The sequence below is a fragment of the Saccharothrix luteola genome, assembly GCF_020859565.1.
GTDB classification, from domain to species: domain Bacteria; phylum Actinomycetota; class Actinomycetes; order Mycobacteriales; family Pseudonocardiaceae; genus Actinosynnema; species Actinosynnema luteola.
The window spans coordinates 1-23,755 of sequence record NZ_JAJHUO010000012.1 but is presented as its reverse complement, the minus strand read 5'-3'; the positions used below and the strand labels follow the sequence as shown (position 1 = coordinate 23,755).

General features: G+C 72.7%; 17 protein-coding genes and 2 pseudogenes. 5 read left to right on the top strand and 14 right to left on the bottom strand.

Annotated features, from left to right (window positions below):
• Positions 1-114 precede the first annotated feature (114 nt).
• The 10 genes and pseudogenes from LNK82_RS47740 to LNK82_RS48305 all read right to left on the bottom strand — a co-directional run.
• On the bottom strand, positions 115-2,385 hold the full coding sequence (locus tag LNK82_RS47740; protein WP_230568142.1) for a DUF8189 domain-containing protein: 2,271 nt from the start codon (positions 2,383-2,385) through the stop codon (positions 115-117).
• A gap of 279 nt (positions 2,386-2,664) precedes the next feature.
• A complete protein-coding gene (locus tag LNK82_RS17935; RefSeq protein ID WP_308257234.1) occupies positions 2,665-3,129 on the bottom strand; it encodes a FadR/GntR family transcriptional regulator in 465 nt (154 codons plus the stop codon).
• Positions 3,130-3,151: 22 nt separating this feature from the next.
• Positions 3,152-4,480, bottom strand: coding sequence for an MFS transporter (locus LNK82_RS17930; protein ID WP_230568140.1), 1,329 nt, complete (start codon positions 4,478-4,480; stop codon positions 3,152-3,154).
• Positions 4,481-4,512: 32 nt separating this feature from the next.
• Positions 4,513-5,199, bottom strand: coding sequence for an ABC transporter ATP-binding protein (locus LNK82_RS17925; protein ID WP_230568139.1), 687 nt, complete (start codon positions 5,197-5,199; stop codon positions 4,513-4,515).
• Positions 5,181-6,116 (bottom strand): ABC transporter ATP-binding protein, encoded by a 936-nt coding sequence (locus LNK82_RS17920; RefSeq protein ID WP_230568138.1) that lies wholly within the window; start codon positions 6,114-6,116, stop codon positions 5,181-5,183. Before LNK82_RS17920 ends, LNK82_RS17925 begins: the two co-directional genes overlap by 19 nt.
• Positions 6,113-7,000, bottom strand: a complete 888-nt coding sequence (locus LNK82_RS17915) for an ABC transporter permease (protein ID WP_230568137.1) — start codon at positions 6,998-7,000, stop codon at positions 6,113-6,115. Before LNK82_RS17915 ends, LNK82_RS17920 begins: the two co-directional genes overlap by 4 nt.
• Entirely contained in the window at positions 6,993-8,036 is a 1,044-nt protein-coding gene (locus LNK82_RS17910) for an ABC transporter permease (protein WP_230568136.1), read from the bottom strand. The genes LNK82_RS17915 and LNK82_RS17910 overlap by 8 nt, the downstream gene beginning before the upstream one ends.
• Complete coding sequence (locus LNK82_RS17905; RefSeq protein WP_230568135.1) at positions 8,003-9,580, bottom strand: ABC transporter substrate-binding protein; 1,578 nt, start codon at positions 9,578-9,580, stop codon at positions 8,003-8,005. Before LNK82_RS17905 ends, LNK82_RS17910 begins: the two co-directional genes overlap by 34 nt.
• Positions 9,581-9,761: 181 nt before the next feature.
• Positions 9,762-10,565 (bottom strand): class I SAM-dependent methyltransferase, encoded by an 804-nt coding sequence (locus tag LNK82_RS17900; RefSeq protein ID WP_230568134.1) that lies wholly within the window; start codon positions 10,563-10,565, stop codon positions 9,762-9,764.
• Between the two features lie 161 nt (positions 10,566-10,726).
• A pseudogene (locus tag LNK82_RS48305) lies at positions 10,727-10,873 on the bottom strand (TIGR03769 domain-containing protein); the annotation flags it as partial.
• Positions 10,874-10,936: 63 nt separating this feature from the next.
• Here LNK82_RS48305 and LNK82_RS48300 point away from each other — a divergent pair.
• Positions 10,937-11,275 (top strand): annotated as a pseudogene (locus tag LNK82_RS48300) (hypothetical protein); the annotation flags it as partial.
• Positions 11,276-11,373: 98 nt separating this feature from the next.
• Here the strand turns inward: LNK82_RS48300 and LNK82_RS17890 are convergent.
• Together LNK82_RS17890 and LNK82_RS17885 are read right to left on the bottom strand one after the other, a co-directional pair.
• On the bottom strand, positions 11,374-13,383 hold the full coding sequence (locus tag LNK82_RS17890; protein ID WP_230568132.1) for an APC family permease: 2,010 nt from the start codon (positions 13,381-13,383) through the stop codon (positions 11,374-11,376).
• A gap of 370 nt (positions 13,384-13,753) precedes the next feature.
• Entirely contained in the window at positions 13,754-14,056 is a 303-nt protein-coding gene (locus tag LNK82_RS17885) for a hypothetical protein (RefSeq protein ID WP_230568131.1), read from the bottom strand.
• Positions 14,057-14,220: 164 nt separating this feature from the next.
• Here LNK82_RS17885 and LNK82_RS17880 point away from each other — a divergent pair, with 164 nt between their 5' ends.
• Positions 14,221-15,330, top strand: coding sequence for a glycoside hydrolase family 53 protein (locus LNK82_RS17880; RefSeq protein WP_230568130.1), 1,110 nt, complete (start codon positions 14,221-14,223; stop codon positions 15,328-15,330).
• Positions 15,331-15,351: 21 nt separating this feature from the next.
• Here the strand turns inward: LNK82_RS17880 and LNK82_RS17875 are convergent, their stop codons facing one another.
• Positions 15,352-16,227, bottom strand: coding sequence for a hypothetical protein (locus LNK82_RS17875; protein WP_230568129.1), 876 nt, complete (start codon positions 16,225-16,227; stop codon positions 15,352-15,354).
• Between the two features lie 234 nt (positions 16,228-16,461).
• Here LNK82_RS17875 and LNK82_RS17870 point away from each other — a divergent pair, with 234 nt between their 5' ends.
• On the top strand, positions 16,462-17,970 hold the full coding sequence (locus tag LNK82_RS17870) for an IMP dehydrogenase (RefSeq protein WP_230568128.1): 1,509 nt from the start codon (positions 16,462-16,464) through the stop codon (positions 17,968-17,970).
• A gap of 43 nt (positions 17,971-18,013) precedes the next feature.
• On the opposite strand, the gene LNK82_RS17865 is transcribed toward LNK82_RS17870, so the two are convergent.
• Positions 18,014-18,757 (bottom strand): carbonic anhydrase family protein, encoded by a 744-nt coding sequence (locus LNK82_RS17865; RefSeq protein ID WP_230568127.1) that lies wholly within the window; start codon positions 18,755-18,757, stop codon positions 18,014-18,016.
• 333 nt (positions 18,758-19,090) lie between these two features.
• On the opposite strand from LNK82_RS17865, the gene LNK82_RS17860 reads away from it, so the two are divergent.
• On the top strand, positions 19,091-23,182 hold the full coding sequence (locus LNK82_RS17860) for an nSTAND1 domain-containing NTPase (protein ID WP_230568126.1): 4,092 nt from the start codon (positions 19,091-19,093) through the stop codon (positions 23,180-23,182).
• Positions 23,183-23,392: 210 nt separating this feature from the next.
• Positions 23,393-23,755: polysaccharide deacetylase family protein (locus LNK82_RS17855; protein ID WP_230568125.1), on the top strand; the 363-nt coding region annotated here is incomplete at its 3' end.

Genomic DNA, 23,755 nt, shown 5'->3' with positions numbered 1-23,755 from the left:
GCCCCCTTGCCCCGCCGGCTGCCGTCTTGGCCCCCCCCCCCCCCCCCCGGGGGGGGGGGGGGGGGGGGGGGGCCCCCGCCGCACGGGCGCGCGGGGTTCGGGCTCGATGTGGTGCTACTCGACGACGTTCACGAAGAAGGCGTCGTTGTCGAGGATCCGGTCGTAGGAGTACCAAGCGGAGAGCCACGTCCCGGCTGCCTGGTTGTCCTCGGACGGTATGGCCTTGACCGAGAAGTTGCGCTGCGGGTTGTAGTAGGGCGAAGCGCCCTCGTAGGTGCTCGCGAACGGGTACTCGTCACAGTCGACACCGGGTTGCGGGTACTGGCCGACGAGGTCCGAGCGGCAGGTGCGCACGGCTTCCCGGTTGTTCTCCTCACGCCGGTCGGTGTCGAAGTACAGCCGGTGCAGCGGTGAGCCGCCCAAGGCGCCCGGGATCGTCTTGCCCGCCACGAGCGGAACCGTGCTCGCCGGTTGCTGCATCGCCTGCTTGTAGTGCAAGCCGGATTGCCTCATGGCGGCGAACTCGACCGTGTTGATCGGGATGTTCAGCACGGGGTCCACGTCCGGGAAGATCGCGCCCGACTTGCCGTTGTGGGTGAGGTACTGCGCCGAGTCGAACCGGATGCGGTTGGCGGGCGACTCGATCGTGCGGGTGCTGCCGCCGGGCAACTGCGCGACGATCTCGATCCAGGCCGAGCCGTAGCCGAGCAGGTCGGGGTTCACCAGCGGGTCCGGCCCGGGTTCCGGTCCCAGCACGGTGACCTTCGCCTCCCGTGCCGACTTCCACTCGGAGATGGTTCGCCGAACCTCGGACGCGCTCTCGTCGGGAGAGCAGTCGGTCTCGGCGACCAGCGGCGCGCAGTGGATGCGCGCCGTCAGGGAGATGGCGTTGTCGAACTCCGCGAGGCTCTCGAACTCGGTCAGGTAGACGGTGTAGCGGCCTTGGCGGTAGTAGTCGGAACCCAACCCGATCACCGTCGCGGTGTACACGAAGTGCCTGCCCAGGCAGAGCAGACCACCGAACCAGCACGGCCCCTTGAACCGGACGACGCTCGTGCCCGCCCAGCAGTAGGAGTAGCGGTTCTTCACCGTTCCCCGCTCCTGCCTGGTGACGGCCGTCTTCGCGCACTCGTCATAGGTGAAGTGCCCGTACTGGAAAGCCGGCGGCGTCCACCCCGTCGCCGAGGGCCCTCGAACCGGCGTCACCTCCTGCGCGTGCTCGCCGTCGCCGCCGTCATCGGCTCGCACCGCGGCGAGGTCGCGCCGTTGCGGGGGCTGTGCCTTCACGGTGTTGTCGCCGTCGCCGATACCCGAGCTGATGTCCGCGAACGCGTCGCCGTCGTCGTTGTAGACCGCGATCCACGACCCGTTCGCGAACCCGGCGCCGGAGAAGTCCCGCCGGCCCGCGACCGGCGCGCCGCGCGTGGTGAGGTCCTGCCACTCCTCCGCCGCGGCCCTCGTGCCGGAGGTGGGGTCGACGCCGAAGCGCCCTTGGAACACCCGCCCGTCGCCGTCGGCCGACAGCACGGTCAAGGCGCCGTCCGGGCCGAGGATCACCGCCGGTCGACTCGGACCGGTGTGACCCGCGAGCACGGTCCACGGGCCCCAGTCGCCGCCCGGCGCGGTCTGGCGCCGGGTGGACACCGCGCCACCGGCCGTCCGCACCACCACCTCCAGGCTGCGGTCGGCACGCGTGATCACTTGCGCGTCCACCGTGGTGGAACCGTACCGGGCATCGCTGAACTGCTGGAACGCGCCGAACGCGGCCGACGACTGGGCGCTCTTCCACAACGTGCCCTGCCCGTCGGCGCCGACGACCTCCAGTCGGTCACCCGGTCCACGCCCGACGCTCAGGCCGTAGAGGCGAGGGCCGCTGATCGTGGTCCACGGTCCCCACGGTCCGTTCGGGCCCTGTTGGGAGCGGGTGCGGACGCCGCTGTCCGCGGTGGGGGCGAACAACCACAGCGCGTCACCGGCGCCGCGGATCACGGCAGGGGCGCCGTTGCCCAGAGCGGCGCCGCCGAGTGACGACCAGGTGGACCAGTTGCCACCCTTGCCGTTCTGCTTGATCGTCCACACGGAGCCGTCGGCGTGGGTGAACACCTGGAGCGATCCGTCGTGGGTCTCCACCATCGTGGTGCTGCGCTTCACCATGCCGGACAGGTACGGCAGCAGTCGGAACTCCTCCCCACCACCGGCTGCAGACGCGGAGATGTGTTGCACGTTGGTGCTGGTGAACGTGAGGTACTCGATCGTCTGGTCCGATGTGGACAAGACGATCGGCGATGCGGGACGGACGGTCGACGCGTCGACACCGTCCTGCGCGGTCGCCGGCGCGGTACCGCCCAGCACCGGCAGCGCGATGCCACTCAGGACGATCCCCACAGCCAACCAGGCTGTGCCGAAACGTCTGCTTGCGCGGTTCTTCACTTGCGGAAACACCAAACCCCCCTCGGGTTTGTCAGCCGAACCCCGGCCAGATGTTGTCCGCAGATGATCGAGGCGGCCTACCACCGATCGAGTGATGGCAGCTCAACCGCAGGTGGAACGCCTGCCCCGCAACGGTTTCCCGAGCGGGTCGCGATGAGTTCCGTCCCGCCGGCGGGATCGGTCACCGCACGAGGTGGGCGCCGCACCTGCTCGACCGACGACGCCGCGGCGTGGTCAGCGCTCCTCGCGCAGGCACCACGCGGCCTGGGCGCCGAGGCTCGTGTCGACGTGCTCGCGCATCACGGCCGACGCGCCCTCGGCGTCACCGGCCACCACCAGGTCGACCAGGGCGCGGTGCTCGTGGTCCTTCTTCGCCCGCGCCGCGTCGCCGCGGTCGACCTCCAGCGCCATCCGCCGGTAGCGGTCGGACCTGTCCCACAGGCCGTCCAGGGTCTCGATCAGCAGCACGTTGTGCGAGGCCCGGTACAGGGCCGGGTGGAAACGCCGGTGGGCCGCCAGGTCCTCGTGGTCGGGGTTGTCCGGCAGCGCGTGCAGCCCTTCCGCCGCCTCGCGGATCGCGGCGATGTCGGCGCCGGTCCGCCGTTCGGCGGCCAACGCGACGACGAGCGGGTCGAGCGCACATCGCCGGGACTGTTGTAGAGTATGACGTCGCCGAACGCGACCGGACCGGTCGTCCACTGTGGCCGTCCACTGTGGCCGGTCATGGTGTCCGGGAGACCGGAGGACTTTCCTTCGGCTTGGCCCCCAGGGCGAGGGCCAAGAGGGCGCCGGCGACCATGCACGCGCCGACCATCCACATACCCGCACGTTGGCTGCCGGTGAAGTCGCGCAGCCACCCGGTGACGTAGGGCGCGGCGAACCCGCTGGTGTTGCCGAGCGAGTTGATCAGCGCGATGCCGCCCGCCGCGGCCGTGCCGGACAGGAAGCTCGACGGCAGCGCCCAGAACGTCGGCAGCGCGCAGCAAACACCGACCGCGCACACGGTGACCGCGACCATCGCGGCGTACGGGTTGCCGAGGTACAGCGCGACCGGGATGGCGCACCCGCCGACCAGCATCGGCAGCGCCACGTGCCACTTCCGCTCGTTCACGCGGTCGCCGTGCCGGGCCCAGAACACCATCACGGTCGCCGCGACCACGTACGGGACGGCGGTCACCAGCCCGGCTTGCAGCACGGTCAGCGTCGTACCGAACTGCCGGCCGAACCCGGCGACTATGGTCGGCAGGAAGAACCCCAGCGCGTACAGGCCGTAGGCGATGGCGAAGTAGACGAACGCCAGCCCCACGATCCGCGGGTGCAGCAACGCCTTGCGCAACGGCCAGTGGTGCTCGGCCCGGATCGCGCGGCGCTCGGCGTCCAGTTCGTCGGCGAGCCGGCGGCGCTCGTCCTCGGTGAGCCAGGTGGCCTGCTCCGGCCGGTCGGTCAGGTAGAACCAGGTGACGAACGCGAGCAGGATCGCCGGAACGCCCTCGACCAGGAACATGAACCGCCAGCCGGACAACCCGAACACGCCGTCGCCGTGCGTGATGAGCAGGCTGGACACGGTGGACCCGATCGCCGAGGAGACCGGCACCGCCACCATGAACAGCGCGACCGCCTTCGCGCGCTGCGCGGCCGGGAACCAGTACGTCAGGTACAGGATGATCCCCGGGAAGAACCCGGCCTCCGCGACGCCGAGCAGGAACCGCAGGACCACCAGGGCAGCCGCGTTGGGCACGAACGCCATCGCGGTGGCCACCACGCCCCAGCTGACCATGATCCGGGCCAGCCAGCGGCGCGCGCCGAACCGGTGCAGCGCGAGGTTGCTCGGCACCTCCAGGAGCAGGTAGCCGAGGAAGAAGATGCCGGAGGCGAACCCGAACGCCGTCGCGGTGAGCCCGAGCTCGTCGTTCAGCCCGTTCGGCGCGGCGAACCCGATGTTGACGCGGTCGAGGTAGTTGACGAAGTAGAGCAGCGCCAGGAACGGGAGGATCCGGACGGCGACCTTGGCCGGCACCCGGTCCCCCACCGCGGTCGGCCGCTTCGACATGATCGGATCCAAGCCCGGCGCGGGGCCGTTCGTCAACCCGACGACAGGTCGGCGCCGGCGGAGCCGGGCAGCGTCACGACCTCGTCCGCCCAGTGGCGCAGCAGCACGGCGTCGTGGGAGATGGCCAGGACGCCCGCCCCGGTCCGCCGCTGGTAGTCGCGGATGACGGTGACGAGGGCGGCGGTGGTGGAGGCGTCCAGCATGGTGGTCATCTCGTCACAGACGAGGTAGGCAGGGCCCAGGGCCAGCGCGCGGGCCAGGCAGGCTCGTTGGAGTTGGCCGTCGCTGACCTCGTGCGGTCGGCGGGTCAGCAGTTCCGGGGTGAGCATCACCCGGTCGGCCAGCTCGTCCACGACGTCGACCGGGTGGCCGTTGGCGCGCAGGGGCTCGGCGATCGCCGTTCGCAGGGTCATGCGCGGGTCGACGGACAAGCGCGGTTGTTGGAAGAGGACGCCGATGCGGGTGCGCTGCCGCCGCGGTGCGCGCTGGCGGTAGGCGGTCACGGGAGTGCCGTCCAGGTGGACGGCGCCGGCGAAGGGCTTGTGCAGCAGGGCCAGGACGCGGGCGAGCGTGGACTTGCCGCTGCCGCTGGGGCCGGCCAGGCCGACGGTCAGTCCCGGTGGGACGGTCAGCGTGAAGTCGGTGAGGACGGGGTGCGCGGGGTCGTAGCCGGCGGTGATCGCGTCGGCCGTCAGCCCGGTCAGCACGGCAGGTGGCACGCGACGGCGTGCCGCTCGTCGGCGAGGGTCGGGCGCGCGGCGCAGACGGCGGCCGCGCGGTGGCAGCGGGGAGCGAAGGCGCAGCCGGGTGGCAGGTCGGTGAGCAGCGGCGGCTGGCCCGGGATCGGGGTGAACGCCCGGTCGGGCAGGGCGTCGACCAGGCCGGCGCTGTAGGGGTGGCGCGGGGCGTCCAGCACCTGGTTCGTGGGACCGGTCTCGATGATCCGCCCGGCGTACATGACCGCGATGCGGTCGGCGACGCGCTGGGCGGCGGCCAGGTCGTGGGTGATGAGCAAGACGGCGCGGCCGTCGGCGACCATGCGGCGGAACTCCTCGATCAGGCCGTCGACCAGGTGCCGGTCCAGGCCGGTGGTGGGTTCGTCGGCGATGAGCAACCACGGGTCGCCGACCAGGGCCAGCGCGTTGGCGACGCGCTGCGCCATGCCACCGGACAACTCGTGCGGGTAGCGGTCGAGGTCGTCGGGCACGAGGCCCGCCCGTGCGGCGAGGCGGTGGACGTGGTCGCGGGGCGCCGCGTCTCCTGGGTGGTGCACGCGCACCGCCTCCTCAAGCTGGGCGCGGGCGGTGCGCACCGGGGTGAGGTGGGATGCCGGGCTCTGCGGGATGAGGCCGATGCGACGGCCGCGGACGGTGGCGGCCAGCACCGCGTCGGGCGCGGTGAGCAGGTCGAGCGGTGGCCCGTCACCCGTCAGGGCCGCCGTGCCGGAGGTCTGGGCGTTGCCGGGCAGGAACCCGAGCAGCGCGTTGGCCAGCACGGTCTTGCCGCAGCCGCTCTCGCCGACGAGCGCGACGCACTCGCCCGGCCGGACCCGCAGTGACACGTCGCTGACCGCGGCCACGGTGGCGCCGGGCAGGCTGAACCGCACGGACAGCCGGTCGAGCACGAGTTCGCTCACCACGTCAGCTCCGACCTGCGCCGGGGGTTGAGCCGGTCCCGCCAGACACCGCCGAGGCCGGCGACGGACAGGGTGGCGGCGACCAGCACGACACCGGGTGCGAGCGACATCCACCAGCCCCCGGAGAGCAGCGACCGCTGCGCGTCGTTGATCATGTTGCCGATGCTGGCGGCGTGCGGCGGCAAACCCAGCCCGAGGAAGGACAACGTGGTCTCGTGCCACACCGCGTGCGGGATCATCAGCGTGGTGGCCAGCAGCACCTGCGGTGCGATGTTCGGCAGCAGGTGCCGGACGAGCACGCGCGTGCGGGACGACCCGCCGACGACCGCGGCGTCGATGAACGGGCGGCCGCGCAGGGAGAGCACCTCGGAGCGCACGATCCGCGCCGAGGTGAGCCAGTGCGTCAGCCCGATGGAGATCACCACGGCGGTCAGGCTCGGCCGCAGCACCGCGACGATCACGATGCCCAGCAGCAGGTGCGGCACCGACGCGACGGTGTCGACCAGCCGCATCAGCACCCGGTCCGGCCACCCGCCGACGGCACCCGCCAGCGCGCCGACCGCCGTGCCGACCACGGAGGAGATCAGGGCCGCGAACAGCCCGACGCCCAGCGACACCCGCAGCGCGTAGACGCAGCGCAGCAGGACGTCGCGGCCGAGTTCGTCGGTGCCGAACGGGTGCGCCGCCGAGGGCGGCCGGTTGGCCGAGGCCAGGTCGACGTACTGCTGGTTGAGGTCGACCACGAGGGGCACCACGAGCGCCGCGGTCACCAGCACGCCGAGGACCACGGCGGCGGGGATCAGCCGCCGGCGCGGTGATCGGCCGGTGCTCACGGCGGCGACGCGGGAGCGCGGCACGGGCCGCCAGACCGGGCTGTCAACCATCCAGACCCACCCTCGGATCGGCCAGCGCGTAGAGCACGTCGGCGAGCAGGTTGCCCACGAGCACCACCGCGGTGGCGAGCACGGTGAGCGCGCCCAGCAGCGCGAAGTCCACGTTGAGGGCGGCGTCGACGGTCGCCCGCGCGATGCCCGGCCAGGAGAACACGGTTTCCACCAGCAACGCCCCGGTGATCAGCTCGGGCAGCCGGGAGCCGAGCAGGGTCAGGAACGGCAGCAGCGACGTGCGCAGCGCGTGCCCGGACACGACCAGGTGATCGGGCAGGCCGCGGGACCGCGCGCCGATCACGTGCTCGGAGGTGAACGACTCGAGCAGGCTCTGCCGGACGAACAGCACGTACCAGGGCGCGTGGGACAGCGCGAGCACCGACACCGGCAGGACCAGGTGCCGGGCCACCTGGCCGACGCCCGGCTCGGCGCCGGGGTCGGTCAGCCCGCCGCCGGGCAGCCACCGCAGTTCGAGCGCGAACACCGACAGCGCGGCCAGCCCCAGCCAGAACACCGGCGCCGCTTCCAGCGCGTAGGCGGTGGCGGTGACCGCCCGGTCCAGCCAACCGCCCTGGCGCCAGGCCGCGACGGTGCCGAGCACCAGCCCGAGCAGCAGCGCCAGGACGAAGGCGACGGAGACGAGCAGCACCGACCAGCCGAGCCGCTCGCCGATCACCTGCGACACCGGTTGCCGCATCGACAACGAGTCGCCGAAGTCGCCGGCGACCGCGTGCCGCAGCCACGCGAGGTACTGCACGACCACGGGCTGGTCGACGCCCCAGTTCTCCCGCACCTGCGCCACCCGTTCCGGGGAGGCGCCGATGACGCGCACCCCGAAGTAGCGCTCGACCGGGTCGAACGGCGACGCCTTGGCCAGCACGAACACCGCGAAGCCGACCAGCAGCACCACCGGGACCGCGAAGGTGAGCCTGCGCAGCACGAGCAGGGCGAGGGCGCGGCGGCGCGCGCGGTCGCGCGCGGTCGCCACCGGGGTGGCGGTCACGGCTTCGGCGTCCAGCGTTCGAGGTTCCACCACACGGCGTGCACGAGCCCGTGGTCGTGCGGCTCGACCTGCTGCACCTGGCCGTCCCACCGGTCGCGCAGCACGTAGGTGTGGTCGAGGAAGACCAGGAACGCCCAGCCCGGGTCCGCGGTGTAGGCCCGCTGGAAGTCGGTGTACGCCTGCTTGCGCGTGGCGGGGTCGAGGCTGCGGCGACCGGTGTCCAGCGCCGCGTCCACCGCGGGGTTGCGGTAGAGCGTCATGTTCAGGTAGCCGGGTCGACCGGCGTACCGGGAGTGCAGCAGCGTGTAGGCCGCGGTGTCCGGGTCGTACGGGTCGCCGCCGCCCCAGACGCTCGCGGCCTCCTTCTGCCGCTGGAGCATCAGCTCGAACGTGGTGGACTCGACCGGCGCGTCGATGCCCAGCTTGGCGATGTCGCTCGCCGCGGCCAGCGCGAGTTCCTTGCGCAGCACGTCCGCCGCCGGGTACAGGATCGGCAACCGGGCGGGCTGCCCGTCCCGGGACCGGGCGCCGTCCGCTCCCCTGCGCCAGCCCGCCTCGTCCAGCAGCCGTTCGGCCTCGGCGGTGTCGTGCGCGAACGTGGCGCCAGGGTCGTGCCAGTCCCGCAGGTGCGGCGAGATCGGGGTGGCGGCCGGTGTCCCGGCACCCGCGAGGACGGTGTCGATCATCGCCTGGCGGTCGAGGCCGAGGTTGATCGCCCGCCGCACCCGCGCGTCGGAGGTGAGCGGCAGTTCGGACGGGAGGCCCAGGCCGCGGTAGTCGGCGGACGGGTTGCGCACGACCCGATAGCCGGAGCGGTCCGCGTAGGACTTCGCCAGCTTCGGCGGCAGGACCGTGCCGTCGAACTCCCCCGCCGCCATCCGCGTGGCGCGAGCGTTGTCGTCGGGCACGAACACCACGGTCACGGACTTGATCGCGGGCGCGCCGCCCCAGTAGTCCTCGTTGGCCTCGAGGACCAACCGGTCGCCCTTGCGCCACTCGGCCACCGCGTACGGCCCGGTGCCCACGGGCGCGGTGTTGAAGGGCGCGCTGTTGACGTCGACGCCGTCGAAGGCCTTGCGGGGGACGATGCCCAGGGTCAACTGCTCGGCGAACGGCGCGTAGGGGTGGGTCAGCCGGAACACCACGGTCCGGTCGTCCGGCGCGGTCACGTCGGCCACCGCGTCGAAGCGCGAGGCGATGGTCGAGTTGGTCTTCGCGTCGAGCACCGCCTTGTAGGTGAACACGACGTCCTGCGCGGACAGCGGGGTGCCGTCGGTGAACTCCACGCCCTCGCGCAGCGTCGCGGTCCAGGTCAGGCCGTCCGCCGACGCGGTCGGCAGCTCTCGGGCCAGTGCCGGCACGAGGTGCAGCCGCTCGTCCCGCGACACGAGCCCGTCGAAGACCTTCGACGCGCCGTCCGGCGCGTAGCCGAGGACCGGGTTCAGGTTCTCCGGCTCACCGCCCGCGCCGATCACGATCGACCGCCCCCCGTCGCCCGCGACGTCACCGTCCGGCGAGGTGCAGGCCGAAGCCAGCGCCACCGCCACCACGACGCCGATCAGCAGCCGCCGCACGCACACCACCTCAGCAGGGAAGGTCAACTATTGCCAAGGGCAGCTAACAGCAAGTGACTTGCAACAGCAAGGGAGACGTCCGTCATGCTCACCGCTGCGGCCGGTCGCAGGGGTGTGGGTCACGGGGTTGTGGGGCGCGGGGTGTGGGGGTGTGGGTCGCCGGGCAGGGGCGTCCCCGCGCTCAGCGGATGCCGGTCCCGACCAGCGCACGGGCGCTGAGCGTGGTGGTGGAGGCCATCAGTTCGCGGTAACGGGCGTGGATGGCGGCCACGACCGGGGTGTCCAGTCCGTCGAGCGCGGCCCGGATGCCCGAGCCCATCACGAAGCTCCACGCCGAGTCGGCGGTGAGGGGGATGTCCCGCTCCACCAAGCGCACGCCGACTTCGCCCAACCCGAGGCTCCTCAACCACCCGGCGAGCTTCTCGTCGGTGTCCACGCGGGCGGCCCGCTGTGCCGAAGCCGGCCGGTCGAGGGTCCGCCCCGTCCGCTCGGTGAGCGCCTGGACCAGCGGCCCCACCACGTCGTCCACGCTGCCCTGCCGCCACGTGGTCACGGCGAACGCGCCACCAGGGCGGAGCAGGCCGACCAGGTGGGCCGCCGCCGCGTCCATGTCCGGCAGGAAGAACACGCCGAAGACGCACTGCACCCGGTCGTAGGGCAGGCCGTCCACAGAGGTCCACCGGGACGCGTCGGCGTGGTGGAACCGCAGCTGCGGCAGCCCTTCGGCGCGTCGGACGCCCTGGTCGAGCAGCTCGCGCGCGAGGTCGACGGCGTCGACGAGCCCGTCGACGCCGACCGCCCGCGCCGCCGGGATGGCCGACGAACCCGATCCGCAGCACACGTCGAGCACCCGCCCACCCGGTCGCGGCGGTGCGGCCTCCACGGTCGCGGCGCCGATCGGATCCCACAGCAGGGGCGTCCACTCGGCGAACTCGGCGCTGCCGTGGTCGAACGCCTGGACCACGGCGGGGATCGACTCAGCCATCCAGTCCTCGCCGTCGGGATCGGGTGAGCAGCAGCAACGCCGCGCCACCCGTGAGCAGCGGCGCGCCCACTGCCGACACAGTACCCAGCGATCCGGCTCCGGTGTTGGTGAGCCGCGTGCCGCCCGAGGCCGCCGCGGTGGTCGTGGTCGACGGTGTCGGACACGCGCTGCCCGCCAGCGGGCGTGACGGCGACCTCGACCGTGATCCGGTAGCTCCCCTCCCGGCCGAACGCCCAGTTGGCGTGCGCGTGGGTGCCCGGCGCGACGGTCAGCGCGTCGGGCAGGCCGTCACCGGAGTTCGCCGGCACGGTCGGCGCCAGCCCGGTCAGGAACAGCGCGAACCGGCCGGGTCCGGCCACGGCGACACCGTGATGGTGACGTCGCCGTGCTCGGGGCGCAGCGCCTCGGTGTTCCAGCCGGCCCAGATGCCGGGGACCTGCGCCTGCGGGATCGCGCCAGACCGCCTTGTCGGGCCCCGCCGTGCCGTCCTTGATCCGGGTGCGCAGGGCGCCGTCCGCCAGGCCCCCGGCGACGCCCTGACGCCGCGGTTCGAGTGGGTCTGCGGCCCCGCCGGGTTCAGCGTCTTCACCACCGACGCGGTCGGCGCGCCCACCCTGCTCGTGGACAGCGGCAACGGCCTGCCCGACAGCCGGACCGTCGCGGTCAACACCCACGCGCACGCCAACTGGGCGTTCGAGGCGGCGGGCACCTACACCGTGGTCTTCGTGGCCACCGCGACCGACATCCCTCTGAGCCGACCACCGCTGCCGTCCGGTCGAACGGGCGGAAGCGGTGGCGGTCAGGCGGCTCAGTGGTCGAGTTCCTCGTTCTTGGCGTCGAGGCCGCGGCGGATCGCTCCCGGCGCGGGCACGAGGCGGTCGCGGACCTTGGCCGAGGAGGCCAGTTGCCACGGCACGCTGGTGACCATGACGCCGGGCTGGAACAGGAGCCTGCCCTTGAGGCGCAGCGCGCTCTGGTTGTGCAGGAGTTGTTCCCACCAGCGCCCGACGACGTACTCGGGGAGGAAGACGGTGACGACGTCGCGGGGGTTGGCGGTGCGCACCCGCTTCACGTAGTCGAGGACCGGTTTGGTGATCTCGCGGTACGGCGACTCGATCACCTTCAGCGGGATGGAGAAGTCCTGCTTGTTCCAGAGGGCGACGAGCTCCCTGGTGTCCTTGTCGTCGACGTTGACGGTGACCGCTTCGAGCCGGTCCGGCCGCACCGCCTTGGCGTAGGCCAGCGCGCGTTTGGTGGGACCGTGCACTTTGGACACCAGCACGATCGCGTGGTTGCGGGACGGCAGCCGGATCGGCAGGTCGTCGTCGTCCTCCCGGAGCTCGTCGGCGACCCGCTGGTAGTGGCGGCGGATCGCGGCCATCAACGCGTAGATGGCGGCCATCGCGGCGAGCGAGATCCAGGCGCCCTGGGTGAACTTCGTGATCAGGATGACGGCCAGCACCAGCGCGGTCATCGCGAAGCCGAACGCGTTGACCGCCTGGGAGCGCCGCATCCGCCGCCGCGCCGCGGGGTCGGTCTCGGTGCGCAGCAGCCGGGCCCAGTGGCGGATCATGCCGCTCTGGCTGATCACGAACGACATGAACACGCCGACGATGTAGAGCTGGATCAGCCGCGTCACCTCGGCGTCGAACGCCACGACGAGCACGATCGCGAACCCGGCGAGGAACACGATGCCGTTGGAGAACACCAGCCGGTCGCCGCGGGTGTGCAGCTGGCGCGGCAGGTAGCGGTCCTGGGCCAGGATCGAGCCGAGCACCGGGAACCCGTTGAACGCGGTGTTCGCGGCCAGGACCAGGATCAGGCCGGTGAAGAAGATGACGTACCAGGTCGCCGGCGGGAACCCGGCGAACACGGCGTTGGCGAGCTGGGCGACCAGGGTCTTCTGCTCGTAGCCGGCGGGCGCGCCGATCAGCTGGTGCGCGGGGTCCTCGGCGACCTGGGCGCCGGTGAGCCGGGCCAGCATGATCAGGCCGAGGAACATGGTGACGGCCAGCACGCCCATCATCAGCAGGGTCATGGCGGCGTTGCGGCCCTTGGGCTTGCGGAACGCGGGCACGCCGTTGCTGATCGCCTCGACCCCGGTCAACGCGGCGCTGCCGGAGGAGAACGCGCGCAGGACCAGGAACGCGAACCCGAGCCCGGCCAGACCGCCGTGCTCTTCCACGAGGTCGAAGTCGGCGCTCTCCGCCCGCACGTCGTCCCCCAGCACGTACACGCGGACCAGCGCCCACACGATCATGGCGAGGATGCCGACGACGAAGGCGTAGGTGGGGATGGCGAACGCGGTGCCCGACTCCCGCACACCGCGCAGGTTCATCGCGGTGAGCACGACGATGGCGCCGACCGCGAACTCGACCTTGTGCGTCGCCACGAACGGCACGGCCGAGCCGATGTTGGCCGCGGCGGACGCGATCGACACCGCCACCGTCAGCACGTAGTCGACCAGCAGGGCGCTGCCGACCACCAGGCCCCACTTCGGGCCGTGGTTGACCGCGGCCACCTCGTAGTCGCCGCCGCCCGAGGTGTAGGTGCGGACGTTCTGCCGGTAGGAGGCCACCACGGCGGCCATCACCACCGCCACCAGCAACCCGATCCACGGGCTGAAGGCGTACGCCGACGCGCCCGCGACCGAGAGGACCAGCAGGATCTCCTCGGGCGCGTACGCCACGCTGGACATCGGGTCGGAGGCGAACACCGGCAGCGCGATCCGCTTGGGCAGCAGGGTGTGCGACAGGCGGTCGCTGCGGAACGGCCGCCCCACCAAGAGCCGCTTGGCGACGGTGGCGAGCTTGGACATGGAGGCAGGGCCTAGGGGGTCTCGGTCCGGCCTGGTGTGGCCCGGAGTTGCCGGAACAGCGGGTGGTCGACGGCGACCGGTGGCAGGCGGGCCGGGTCGCTCCCGCGCGCCGGAACCTCCACCCGGGCGCCGGTCGGCCGCTCGGGCGACCGCGCACCGGCAGACGTGCCCCCGACCACCGGGGCGACCCTAAAGGGTGAACCGCGCCGTCGGGCCCGGGTGCGCGGTTCCTTACGGGATCTTGACGGCGGTCGCGGCCCACGCCGGTGGGACGCGGCTCAGCGGGCGACACGGGCGCGTCCGGGGCGCGCGCCTCGACGACGGGCGTCGGCCGTCAGCGGGCGTCGACGGCTTCCAGCACGGCGCGGGCTCAGCCGGCACGCCGCAGGCGCGCCCGGGCGACGAGCAGCGCGGTCACGGCGGCCACCCCGGCGAGCGCGGCCACCGCGGCGTGCCACGGCCTGCCGTCGCCGTGGCGCATGCCGTTCGCGACGACGAACACGGGGATCGCGCCGAGCACGGGCGTGAGGGTCGGCAGTGCCGTGGCCGCACCGGCGCCGCACCGGCGACCGCGTGGCGTGCCTCCCAGGACGCCCGCCAACCCGACGGCCGGCACGGCGACCGACACGATCACGTAGCCGTGCCAACCGAACCGGCCGAGCACCGGCACCACGGCAGCACGCTACCCACCCGCCGATCGCCGGGCGCGAACCCGCACTGTGCACGTTCCCAGCAAGAAGGCTCCCCGATGGCTTGAGCTGCGCATCCATCTGAGCTTTCATGTTGTGCACGTACACAGGCCGCCGCCGCGCCGTACCGTCGATCAAAGGAGATCGGATGTCCGGACCCACCCGGGCGGCCAAGGCCGTCCTCGCCCTGGCGACCGCCGTGCTCCCGCTGGCCACGCTCACCCCGGCCGTCTCCGCGGCCGGTTCGCTGAGCATGCTCGGAGCCGACGTCTCGACCGCGCAACGCGCCCTCGACCTCGGCGCGAAGTACTACGACGCGGCCGGCACGGCGCGGGATCCACTCGACATCCTCAAGGGCGCGGGCGTCAACTACGTCCGCCTGCGCGTCTGGAACAACCCGCGCAGCGGCTACAACAACAAGGCGAAGGTCCTGGCCTACGCCAGGACGGTGAAGGCGAAGGGCCTCAAGCTGCTCGTCGACTTCCACTACTCCGACACGTGGGCCGATCCCGGCAAGCAGTACAAGCCGGCCGCGTGGTCGAGCCACGGCATCGGCCAGCTGCAGACCGACGTCTACAACTACACCCACGACGTCTGCACCAGCCTCAAGGCCCAGGGCACCACGCCGGACAGCGTGCAGATCGGCAACGAGATCAACGTCGGCATGCTCTGGAACGACGGCAAGGTCGTCAACAACGACTTCACCAACCTCAGCCTGCTGCTGAAGGCCGGCTACAACGCCACCAAGGCGTGCGACAGCGGCACCAAGGTCATGATCCACACGGCCAACGCCGACAGCCTCGACCACGCCCGCTGGTTCTACGACGGCATCAGGTCCAAGGGCGTGGCCTGGGACATCACCGCCTTGTCGTACTACTGCATGTGGCACGGCACGCTGGCCAACCTCTACAACGTCATCACCGACGTGCGCTCCCGCTACGGCAAGGACGTCGTGCTCGCGGAGACCGCCTACCCGTTCACCAGCGGGAACGCCGACAGCACCGGCAACTCCATCACCTCCGGCTGCGCGGACTACCCGCTGACGTGGGCGGGCCAGGCGAAGAACTTCACCCACGTCCAGAACACCGCGCGCAACGCGGGCGCCATCGGCGTCTTCTACTGGGAGCCGACCTGGTACGCGGTCCCAGGCAACGGCTGGGACCCGGCCGACATCGCCACGAGCGGCAACGGCTGGGACAACATGGCGACCTTCGACTGGAGCGGTCGCATCAACCCCGGGATCCGCTGGACCCCGTGACCCGACGGGGTGGGGGAACCGTCACACCGGCGGTTCCCCGCCGCCCTCGGCCAGGTCCTCGAGACCGGACCGGTCGAGCACGTCGAGTCGCTGCTCGTCCGGCGTGCCGGAGCGCTTGACCAGGCCCTTGCGCTCCAAGTGGCCCAAGGTCTTGCGGAGCTTCTCGGTCAGCAACGAGCCCTTGCCCTTGGCCGCGAACTCGGTCTTCTGCTCGACGGCCAGCATCGGCGCGACCTCCCGCTTCCACGCGGTCAGCAGCGCGGCGCGCGGCACCGACGTCTCGTCGCCCGCCACGTCCAGGATGATCCCGGCCAGCACGCGCCCGAAGTCGTCCTGCCGCGTCGAGTGCCGCCGGACCAGCTCCTCCACCGACGTGCGCCCCTCACCCGCGGAGGTGTCCGGCACGTCGAGCGTGGCCAGCCGCGCCCACAACGCCTGGTCGGCCTCGGTGGGCTCCGTCCCGCCGGCGAGCACGGCGGCCCGGTGGGCGTCGATCGCGGAACCCAGGGCGAGCACGAGGTCCGTCAGCTCGTCGCGGACGTCGTCGCCGCGCAGCCGCCGGGCCGCCGCGGCGATCAGCCGGTGGTGCTCGCGCACCAACGTCTCGAAGTGGGCGGTCTTCGTGGCGCGGTTGGCGTCCTCGGCGGCGTCGCGCTGGTACTCGGCCTGGCTGATCTCACCGTCGAGCGCGCGTGCCCGTGCGGCGGCCCGCCCCGCGGTGCGGTGCACGCGGGTCGCCGCGATCCGGTCGAGCATCGCCCGCAGCACGCGGTCGGTCTGCTCGACGTAGGCGTCGGAGGCCAGCAGCCGCCAGGTCTCCTCGTCACGGCTGCGCAGCGCGTTGTTGACGAAGCGGTCGGCGGCGTGGTCGTCGTCCGACCCGTAGGGCAAGGTCACGTGGTCCGATCCTCGATAGTGGGGGTGTGATCCCCCGACCGGGGGACAAGAGGGGCCGGCTCGAACGGCCGGTCGACGGGGTGGTGCACGCGGCACGACCGGCGGGTACGGCGCGACGGGGATCCGCCCAGCATAGGTGGCGGCCGTCGCGCTCGCGACACGGCGTGCCCGTCGCGGTGTGGGAGGCTGCGGGCACAAGGTGGAGCCGGGACCGCCCGGCATGGTGATTCGGAGATGCTGCTCGTGGTCGAGATCGTGCCCGGTGTGTCGCGGACGTTCAACGAGTTCCTGTTGCTGCCCAACCGGACCACCGCGGAGTGCACGCCCGCGAAGGTCGACCTCGGCACACCTCTCGTGCGGCACGCCGTCGGCGCGTCGTCGCCGATCCGGCTGTCGGCGCCGTTCACCTCGGCGATCATGCAGGCGGTCAGCTCGCCGCGGTTGGCGGTGGCCCTGGCCCGGTCGGGCGGCCTGAGCTTCCTGCACCACAACCAGTCCGTGGAGCACCAGGCGGACGCGGTGCGGTTCGTGAAGAACTTCAAGGCGGGGTTCGTGGTCAGCGACACCACGGTCCGCCCGACCGACTCGCTGCGGCACCTCGTCGGCTTGATGAAGACCACCGGCCACAACACCGCCGCCGTCACCGAGGACGGCACGCCGCACGGGCGGTTCGTCGGCCTGGTCACGTCCCGCGACTTCCACTCCGACCGGCACGACCTGGACCTGCCGGTCGCCGAGCGGATGCGCACGGCGGACGCCCTGACCTGCGGCAAGGAGGGCATCACCCTGTCGGAGGCCAACACGCTGCTGTGGGAGGACCGCCTGGACTGCCTGCCGGTCGTCGACGGCGCCGGGCACCTGCAGCACCTCGTGTTCCGGTCGGACTACGCCGACCACAAGCAGTTCCCCGGCGCGGTGGTCGACGCGGCCAAGCGGTTCCGGGTCGGCGCGGGCGTGAACACGCACGACTACCGCGACCGCGTGCCCGCGCTGGTCGCCGCCGGCGCGGACGTGCTGTGCCTGGACTCGTCCGACGGCTACAGCGACTGGCAGGCCGAGGCGCTGCGGTGGGTCAAGCGCGAGTTCCCGGAGGTGCCGATCGGCGCGGGCAACGTCGTGGACGGCGAGGCGTTCCGGTTCCTGGCCGACGCGGGCGCGGACTTCGTGAAGGTGGGCATCGGCGGCGGCTCGATCTGCATCACCCGCGACCAGAAGGGCATCGGGCGGGGCCAGGCCAGCGCGGTCATGGACGTCGCCGAGGCCCGCGACGCCTACGCGCGGCGCACCGGCGAGTACGTGCCGATCTGCTCCGACGGCGGCCTGCTGCACGACTACCACATGGCCCTGGCGCTGGCGATGGGCGCGGACTTCGTGATGATGGGCCGCTACTTCGCGCGGTTCGACCAGTCGCCCGGCAAGAAGGTGCGCATCGGCGGCTCGGTGTTCAAGGAGTACTGGGGCGAGGGCTCCAGCCGGGCCCGCAACTGGCAGCGCTACGACCAGGGCGAGGACAAGCTGCACTTCGAGGAGGGCGTGGACGGCTACGTGCCGTACGTCGGCGACCTCGGCGACGCGCTCGCCCTGACCGTGGCCAAGATCAAGGCCACGATGGCGTCCTGCGGCGCGGCGACCATCCCGGTCTTCCAGTCCACGGCGCGCGTGACCCTCGTGTCGGAGCAGAGCTACCAGGAGAACGCCGCCGCGGTCGCCGTGCGCGACAACGCCGACACCACGCTGGACTGAGTCGACGGTGGCGGCGCGGACGGCGCCGCCACCATCACCGGCGTCAGATGTGCGGCAGTTCGAGCTGGACGGTCCGGCCGTTCAACGGCTGCACGGGGCGCGCGTTGCCCGCGTAGAACAGGCTCTGGAAGCGGGAGACGGTGGCCTGCGTCACCGTCTTCTCCCCCATCAGGAACCACTGCACGCCCTCGGTGAATGGCGCCGTGGTGAGCGAGCCGGTGTAGCGGGCCGTGGCGCGGTTCACCGGCAGCAACGTGTTCAGGTCGATGTCGGCGAAGTGCACCTCCTCGCCGCACTCGGGCGCGAGGTGCGACAGCACCTTGTCCACAGTGGACGGCGCACCGACGCGCAGCGGCACGCCGATCACCAGCAGGGCGCCCGCCGCGCTGCGGTGCACCAGGTGCATCTCCAGCGGGTCGGCGTGCCCGGCGAACCGGTGCTCCGACGGGGTGTGGAAGTGGAACTGCACGAGGTCGTACCGGACGCCGGAGAGCGTGACGTGCCCGGCTCCGGGCTCGACCTCGAACTCCTCGGTCTCCTCGTGGTCGCGCACGGCGCAGCCGTCGGACGCCGCGGCGTCCTTGCGGACGTAGTGCAGGTCGCCGGCGGCGTGGTGGCCGTAGGAGATGAGCAGCGGGGGCAGGTGCGTGTCGAAGCGGATCGACGACGGCGTGATGTCGATCGGGCTCTGCGCCGCCCCCTGCGATCGGGCCGGTGCGACACCGGCGGTCAGCAACGCGCTGAGGACGACCGGGACGGCGATGGCGACGATGCCTTTTCTTGCCACGTGGTGCAGCCCTTCGGGAACAGGGACCGGGCGGGGATCGACCCGCTCGGCGGGACCGCACCATCATTCACCCGTTCGAGTGATAATCAATAGGTCAACAAATCACCCGAAAACGCCGGAAACGACATAACAACCTGTGCCATTCGTCACAGAGCGCCATATCGGACAATTCCTCCGCAGTCCGGGGAACAGCCGAAATCGCCCATTTCGAAGAAAGCATTCCGAGGTGCCCCGGCGCCGGCCGCCAGGTCCGGAAATTTCCGCCATGTCCGGCGAACCCGGTCCGAGGCGGCGCCGGGCGCGGTTGACTTCCCGGAGGACACGAGGAGGGGCATGGCGGAGCGATTCGGGCCGTACCGGGTGGGCGAGTTGCTCGGCCGTGGCGGCATGGGGGTGGTGCACCGCGCCCACGACACCGTCCACCACCGCACGGTCGCGCTGAAGCGGCTGCTCACCGGTGACGAGGAGTTCGAGGCGCGGTTCCGCCGCGAGTCGCGGATCGCCGCCGCGCTCACCCACCCGCACGTGGTGCCGGTGCACGCCTACCGCGAGATCGACGGGACGCTGTACCTGGACATGATGCTCGTCGACGGCGTCGACCTGCACCGGCTGCTGGCCGACGGCACGGCCCCGGACGACCTGCTCGTGCTGCTGGGCCAGGTCGCCGACGCGCTCGACGCCGCGCACGCGGCCGGGCTGGTGCACCGCGACGTCAAACCGTCCAACATCATGGTCGACCGCTCGGGCCACGCGTACCTGGCCGACTTCGGCATCGCCCGCCCGGTGTCGGCGGCGGCGACCGCGATCACCCGCACCGGCCACTTCATCGGCTCGCTGGACTACATCGCGCCCGAGCGCCTCGGCGGCGAGGCCGACGGCCGCGCCGACGTCTACTCGCTGGCGTGCGTGCTCTACGAGGGCCTGACCGGGCGGTTGCCGTTCGGCGGCGCGGAACCGGCCGCGAAGCTGGCCGCGCACCTGCTGGAACCGCCGCCCGCGCCGTCACGGCTGGACCCGCGCATCGGTCCCGCCCTGGACGCCGTGCTGGCCCGCGGGCTGGCCAAGGACCCCGACCGCCGCTACCCCACGGCGACCGCGTTGATCTCGGCGGCCGTCGACGCCCTGCGCGCCAACGGCGCCGCCACGGTCGCCGCGGACACCGCCGACCGGGAGCGGTTCGTCGAGGCGATCATCCGGTCGGCCGCCGGCACGGCCGTGGTCGCCGGCGGCGAGGGCTGCCCGTACCCGGGGTTGCGCGGGTTCACCACCGAGGAGGCGGGCTGGTTCCACGGCCGCGGGCACGTGGTCACCGACCTGCTCGTGCGCCTGGCCGACCAGCTGGTCCGCCCGGAGCCGACGGTGCTGGTGGGCGCGTCGGGCTCGGGCAAGTCGTCGCTGTTGCGGGCCGGGCTGCTGCCCGCGGCGGCGGACTGGCCCGCGGTGGTGCTCACCCCCGGCCCGGACCCGGTCGGCGCGCTGGCCGCGGCCCTCGCCGAGCGGACCGGGCAGGACACCGCCGCGCTCGCCCGGCGGATCCGCGCGGGCGGGCTCGGCCTGACCGCGCGCGTGCTGATCGTGGTCGACCAGTTCGAGGAGCTGTTCACCCACGACGTCGGCGAGTCCGACCGCGCGGCGTTCGCCGCCGCCCTGGCCGATCCGGGACCGGGCCTGGTGGTGCTGGCCGTGCGCGCGGACTTCGTCGAGCAGTGCATCGGGCTGCCGCCGCTGCGCCGCGCGCTCGCCCGGTCGGTGATCCTGGGACCGCTCGGCGTCGACGAGCTCAGCGAGGCGATCACCGCGCCCGCCGCGGCGGTGGGCGCCGCCGTCGAGCCGGGCCTGCCCGCCAGGCTGATCGCCGACCTCGGCGGAGGCGACTACGACCCGGGCGCGCTGCCCCGCCTCGCGCACGCGCTGCGCGAGACCTGGCACCACCGGCAGGGTGACACGCTCACGCTGGCGGCGTACCTGGCCACCGGCGGGATCGACGGCGCGGTCGCGCGCACCGCCGAGCAGGTCCACGCCAAGCTGTCCGCGGCCGACCGCGCGGTCCTGCGCGCCACCGTGCTGAGCATGGTGAGCGTGCACGACGGCGGCGCGGTCACCCGCCGCCGTGCGGTGGCGCCGCCGGGTCCGGTGCTCGACGAGCTGGTCGCCGCCCGGCTCGTCACCGTCGACCGGGACGGCGCCCAGCTCAGCCACGAGGCGCTGCTGTCGGCCTGGCCGCGGCTGCGGGCGTGGGTCGACGAGGACCGCGACGCCCTGCTGGCCCGCCGCCGCCTCGCCGACGCCGCGCAGCGGTGGGCCGACACGGGCCGCGACCCCGGCGACCTGCCGCGCGGACCGCGCCTGGCCGCGACCCTGGGCCTGGCCGACGGGCGCACCGACCTGACCCTCGTGGAACGGGACTACGTCGACGCGGGCCGACGGGCGCTCAACCGCTCCCGGGTCGGGCGGGCGGCGGCGACCGCCGGCGCGTTGGCGGTGGTCGTGGTCGTCGCCATCGCCGCCACCGTGGCCGTGCTGGCGCGCGGCGAATCGGCCCAGCGGCTGTCCCGGCAGTTGGCGACCGAGTCGTTGACCACCGAGGATCCGGTCGCGGCGGTGCGCGACGCGCTGCGCGCCTGGCACGCGGACACCACCCCGGAGGCGCGGTCGGCGCTGCTGTCGGCGGTGACCCGCGTGCCGCCGGTGGTCCTCGCCCAAGGGGACCACCCCGCCTTCGCGAGCGCGCTCACGATCGACGTCGATCCCGCAGGCCGTCGCGTCGCCGTGGGCGGGCACGACGGCGAGGTGCTGGTGTGGGACGTCGCCGAACGTCGCGCCGTCCTGGCGGTCGAACGCGGGTCGGGCGAGGACGTCAGGGCCGTCCGGTTCTCGCCCGACGGCGCGCGGCTCGCCGTCTCGGGCAGGGGGACCAAGGTCTGGCACCTCGGGTCCGCCTCGGTGGAACGGACCGTCGACGGGGGCGACACCGCCGCGTGGAGCCCGGACGGGACGCTCGCGGTCGCGGTGTCGGGCGGGGTCGAGCTGTGGCGCGACGGCGCCCGCGTGCGGGCGTTCGCGTCCGGCGAGTGGATCTCCGCCCTGCGGTTCCGCCCCGACGGGCGCAGGCTGGCCATCGGGCGGTCGGACGGGGTCGTGGAGGTGTGGGACCCGGCGGGCGAGCGCGTCGCCCTGCGCACCGAGCACCGCGACGAGCTGCCCGGCTCGCACAACCTCGTCCACCTCGCCTACGCCGCGTCGTACCTGGTGTCCTCGCGCGTGGACGAAGCGATCCGGCTCTGGCACCCGGACACCGCAGAACCGCTGCGCGAACTCGCCCGGGCCCGGGGCGAGGTGGCCGTCGTGGACGGGGGCGAGCGCGTGCTGACCGCCAACGGCGCCGACCTGTTCACCCTCTCCCCCGCCACCGGCGAGGTCATGGCCGAGTACGCGGGCAACCAGGACATCGTCTACGCGCTCGCCTCGGCCGGCGGCACCGTCGCGGCGAGCACGTCGTCGGGCGACACGGTGGTCGTGTGGCGGCCGAACCCGGCCCGCTCCGACCGGCTGCTCGGCCCCGCCGCGGGCCTGGGCGTCGATCCCGCCGACGGCACGGTGTGGGTCGCGGGCGCGCGCGGCGTCGTGCACGCCGGGGACGGCCGATCGGTCGCCGGGCAGGACGTCCGGATCGGCCCGCGCGGGCACCTCGCCGTGGTCGAGGACGAGCGGCTCACCGTGACCGGGCCCGACGGCGCGAGGCGGGCGGTCCCGCTGCCGCGCGACGCCGACGTGCGGAGGTTCGCGGTGTCGGCGGACCTGATCGCCGTCTGCCTGAAGACCACCACCGGCTACGAGATGGGCGTGTGGGAGCTGGACACCTTCACCGAGCGCAAGCGGTTCGAGGTCCCCTACCAGGTGCGCGACCTCGTCTTCTCGCCGGACGGGGAGTGGCTGGCCGGGGAGGTGCTCGGCGACGTGAGCGTGTGGTCGCGGGTGTGGGACACCGCGTCGTTCACCCAGCAGGAAGGGCGCGTCGAGGACCGGCACGACGTCGCCATCGGCTTCCACGACGGCTCGCTGGTCGTCGCGACGGGTGGCGTCGCCAAGTTCGTCGACCCGAGCACCGCGCACGTGCGGCGGGAGTTCCCGGTGGGCGCCGAGATCACCGCCCTGGCGTTCGCCCCCGACGGCGCGACCCTGGCCACGGTCTCCGCCGACCGGCCCGACGTGCGCCTGTGGGACGTCGCCGGCGGCGAACCGCTGGCCTCGATCCAGGGCCACCGCTCGCCACCGACGCGCCTGGCCTTCACCGCCGGCGGGGTGGTCAGCGCCGGTGACGAAGTGCTGCGGATCCCGACGGACCCGGCCGAGGCGGTGTCCCGGCTGTGCGCGGTCCTCGCCGAACACCCCGAACCCGACCCCGACGACACCGGGTGCGGGTGACCCGCCAACCCCGACACTTTCGAACCCTCCGACCGCTAGTGCTATCAGCCGTCACGAAGCGTCTACCTGCGGACATGCGTCTCTATAGGTGAGTTCAACGCTTGACTCCGACGATCATCCGGCCTTGACTGTCCGAAATAGCTCAGCCCAGGTATCGCAACTTTCGGACGCTACGCCTCGTAGCCCGGTTCGATCCCCTTGGAGGAAGTGATGTCCAGAACTGCCGCCACCGATGCCGGCAGGCCGGTGGCACGTGGCGTGCGGCGACGCGTCGCCGCGCTGGCCGGCGCGGTCGGGTTGCTCGGCGCGTTGGCCGTCGTGCTGCCGAACGCGGCCAGCGCCGCCGACTGCTCCAGCGGTTACGTCGCCCTGACCTACGACGACGGGCCCAAGGCCGGCACCACCACCGCGCTGCTCAACGCCCTGCGGTCGGCCGGGCTGCGGGCCACGTTCTTCAACCAGGGCAACAACGTCCAGGCGAACCAGGCCCTCGCCCGCAGCCAGCGCGACGCCGGCATGTGGGTCGAGAACCACAGCTGGTCACACCCGCACATGACCCAGCTCAGCCAAGCC

What these genes read in the sequence shown, in the direction of transcription:
- LNK82_RS17880 (WP_230568130.1), top strand. Translation starts at nt 14,221, where the DNA reads ATGTCCGGACCCACCCGGGCGGCCAAGGCCGTCCTCGCCCTGGCGACC.
- LNK82_RS17900 (WP_230568134.1), bottom strand. Translation starts at nt 10,565, where the DNA reads ATGGCTGAGTCGATCCCCGCCGTGGTCCAGGCGTTCGACCACGGCAGC.
- LNK82_RS17915 (WP_230568137.1), bottom strand. Translation starts at nt 7,000, where the DNA reads ATGGTTGACAGCCCGGTCTGGCGGCCCGTGCCGCGCTCCCGCGTCGCC.
- LNK82_RS17870 (WP_230568128.1), top strand. Translation starts at nt 16,462, where the DNA reads ATGCTGCTCGTGGTCGAGATCGTGCCCGGTGTGTCGCGGACGTTCAAC.
- LNK82_RS17930 (WP_230568140.1), bottom strand. Translation starts at nt 4,480, where the DNA reads ATGTCGAAGCGGCCGACCGCGGTGGGGGACCGGGTGCCGGCCAAGGTC.
- LNK82_RS17890 (WP_230568132.1), bottom strand. Translation starts at nt 13,383, where the DNA reads ATGTCCAAGCTCGCCACCGTCGCCAAGCGGCTCTTGGTGGGGCGGCCG.
- LNK82_RS17860 (WP_230568126.1), top strand. Translation starts at nt 19,091, where the DNA reads ATGGCGGAGCGATTCGGGCCGTACCGGGTGGGCGAGTTGCTCGGCCGT.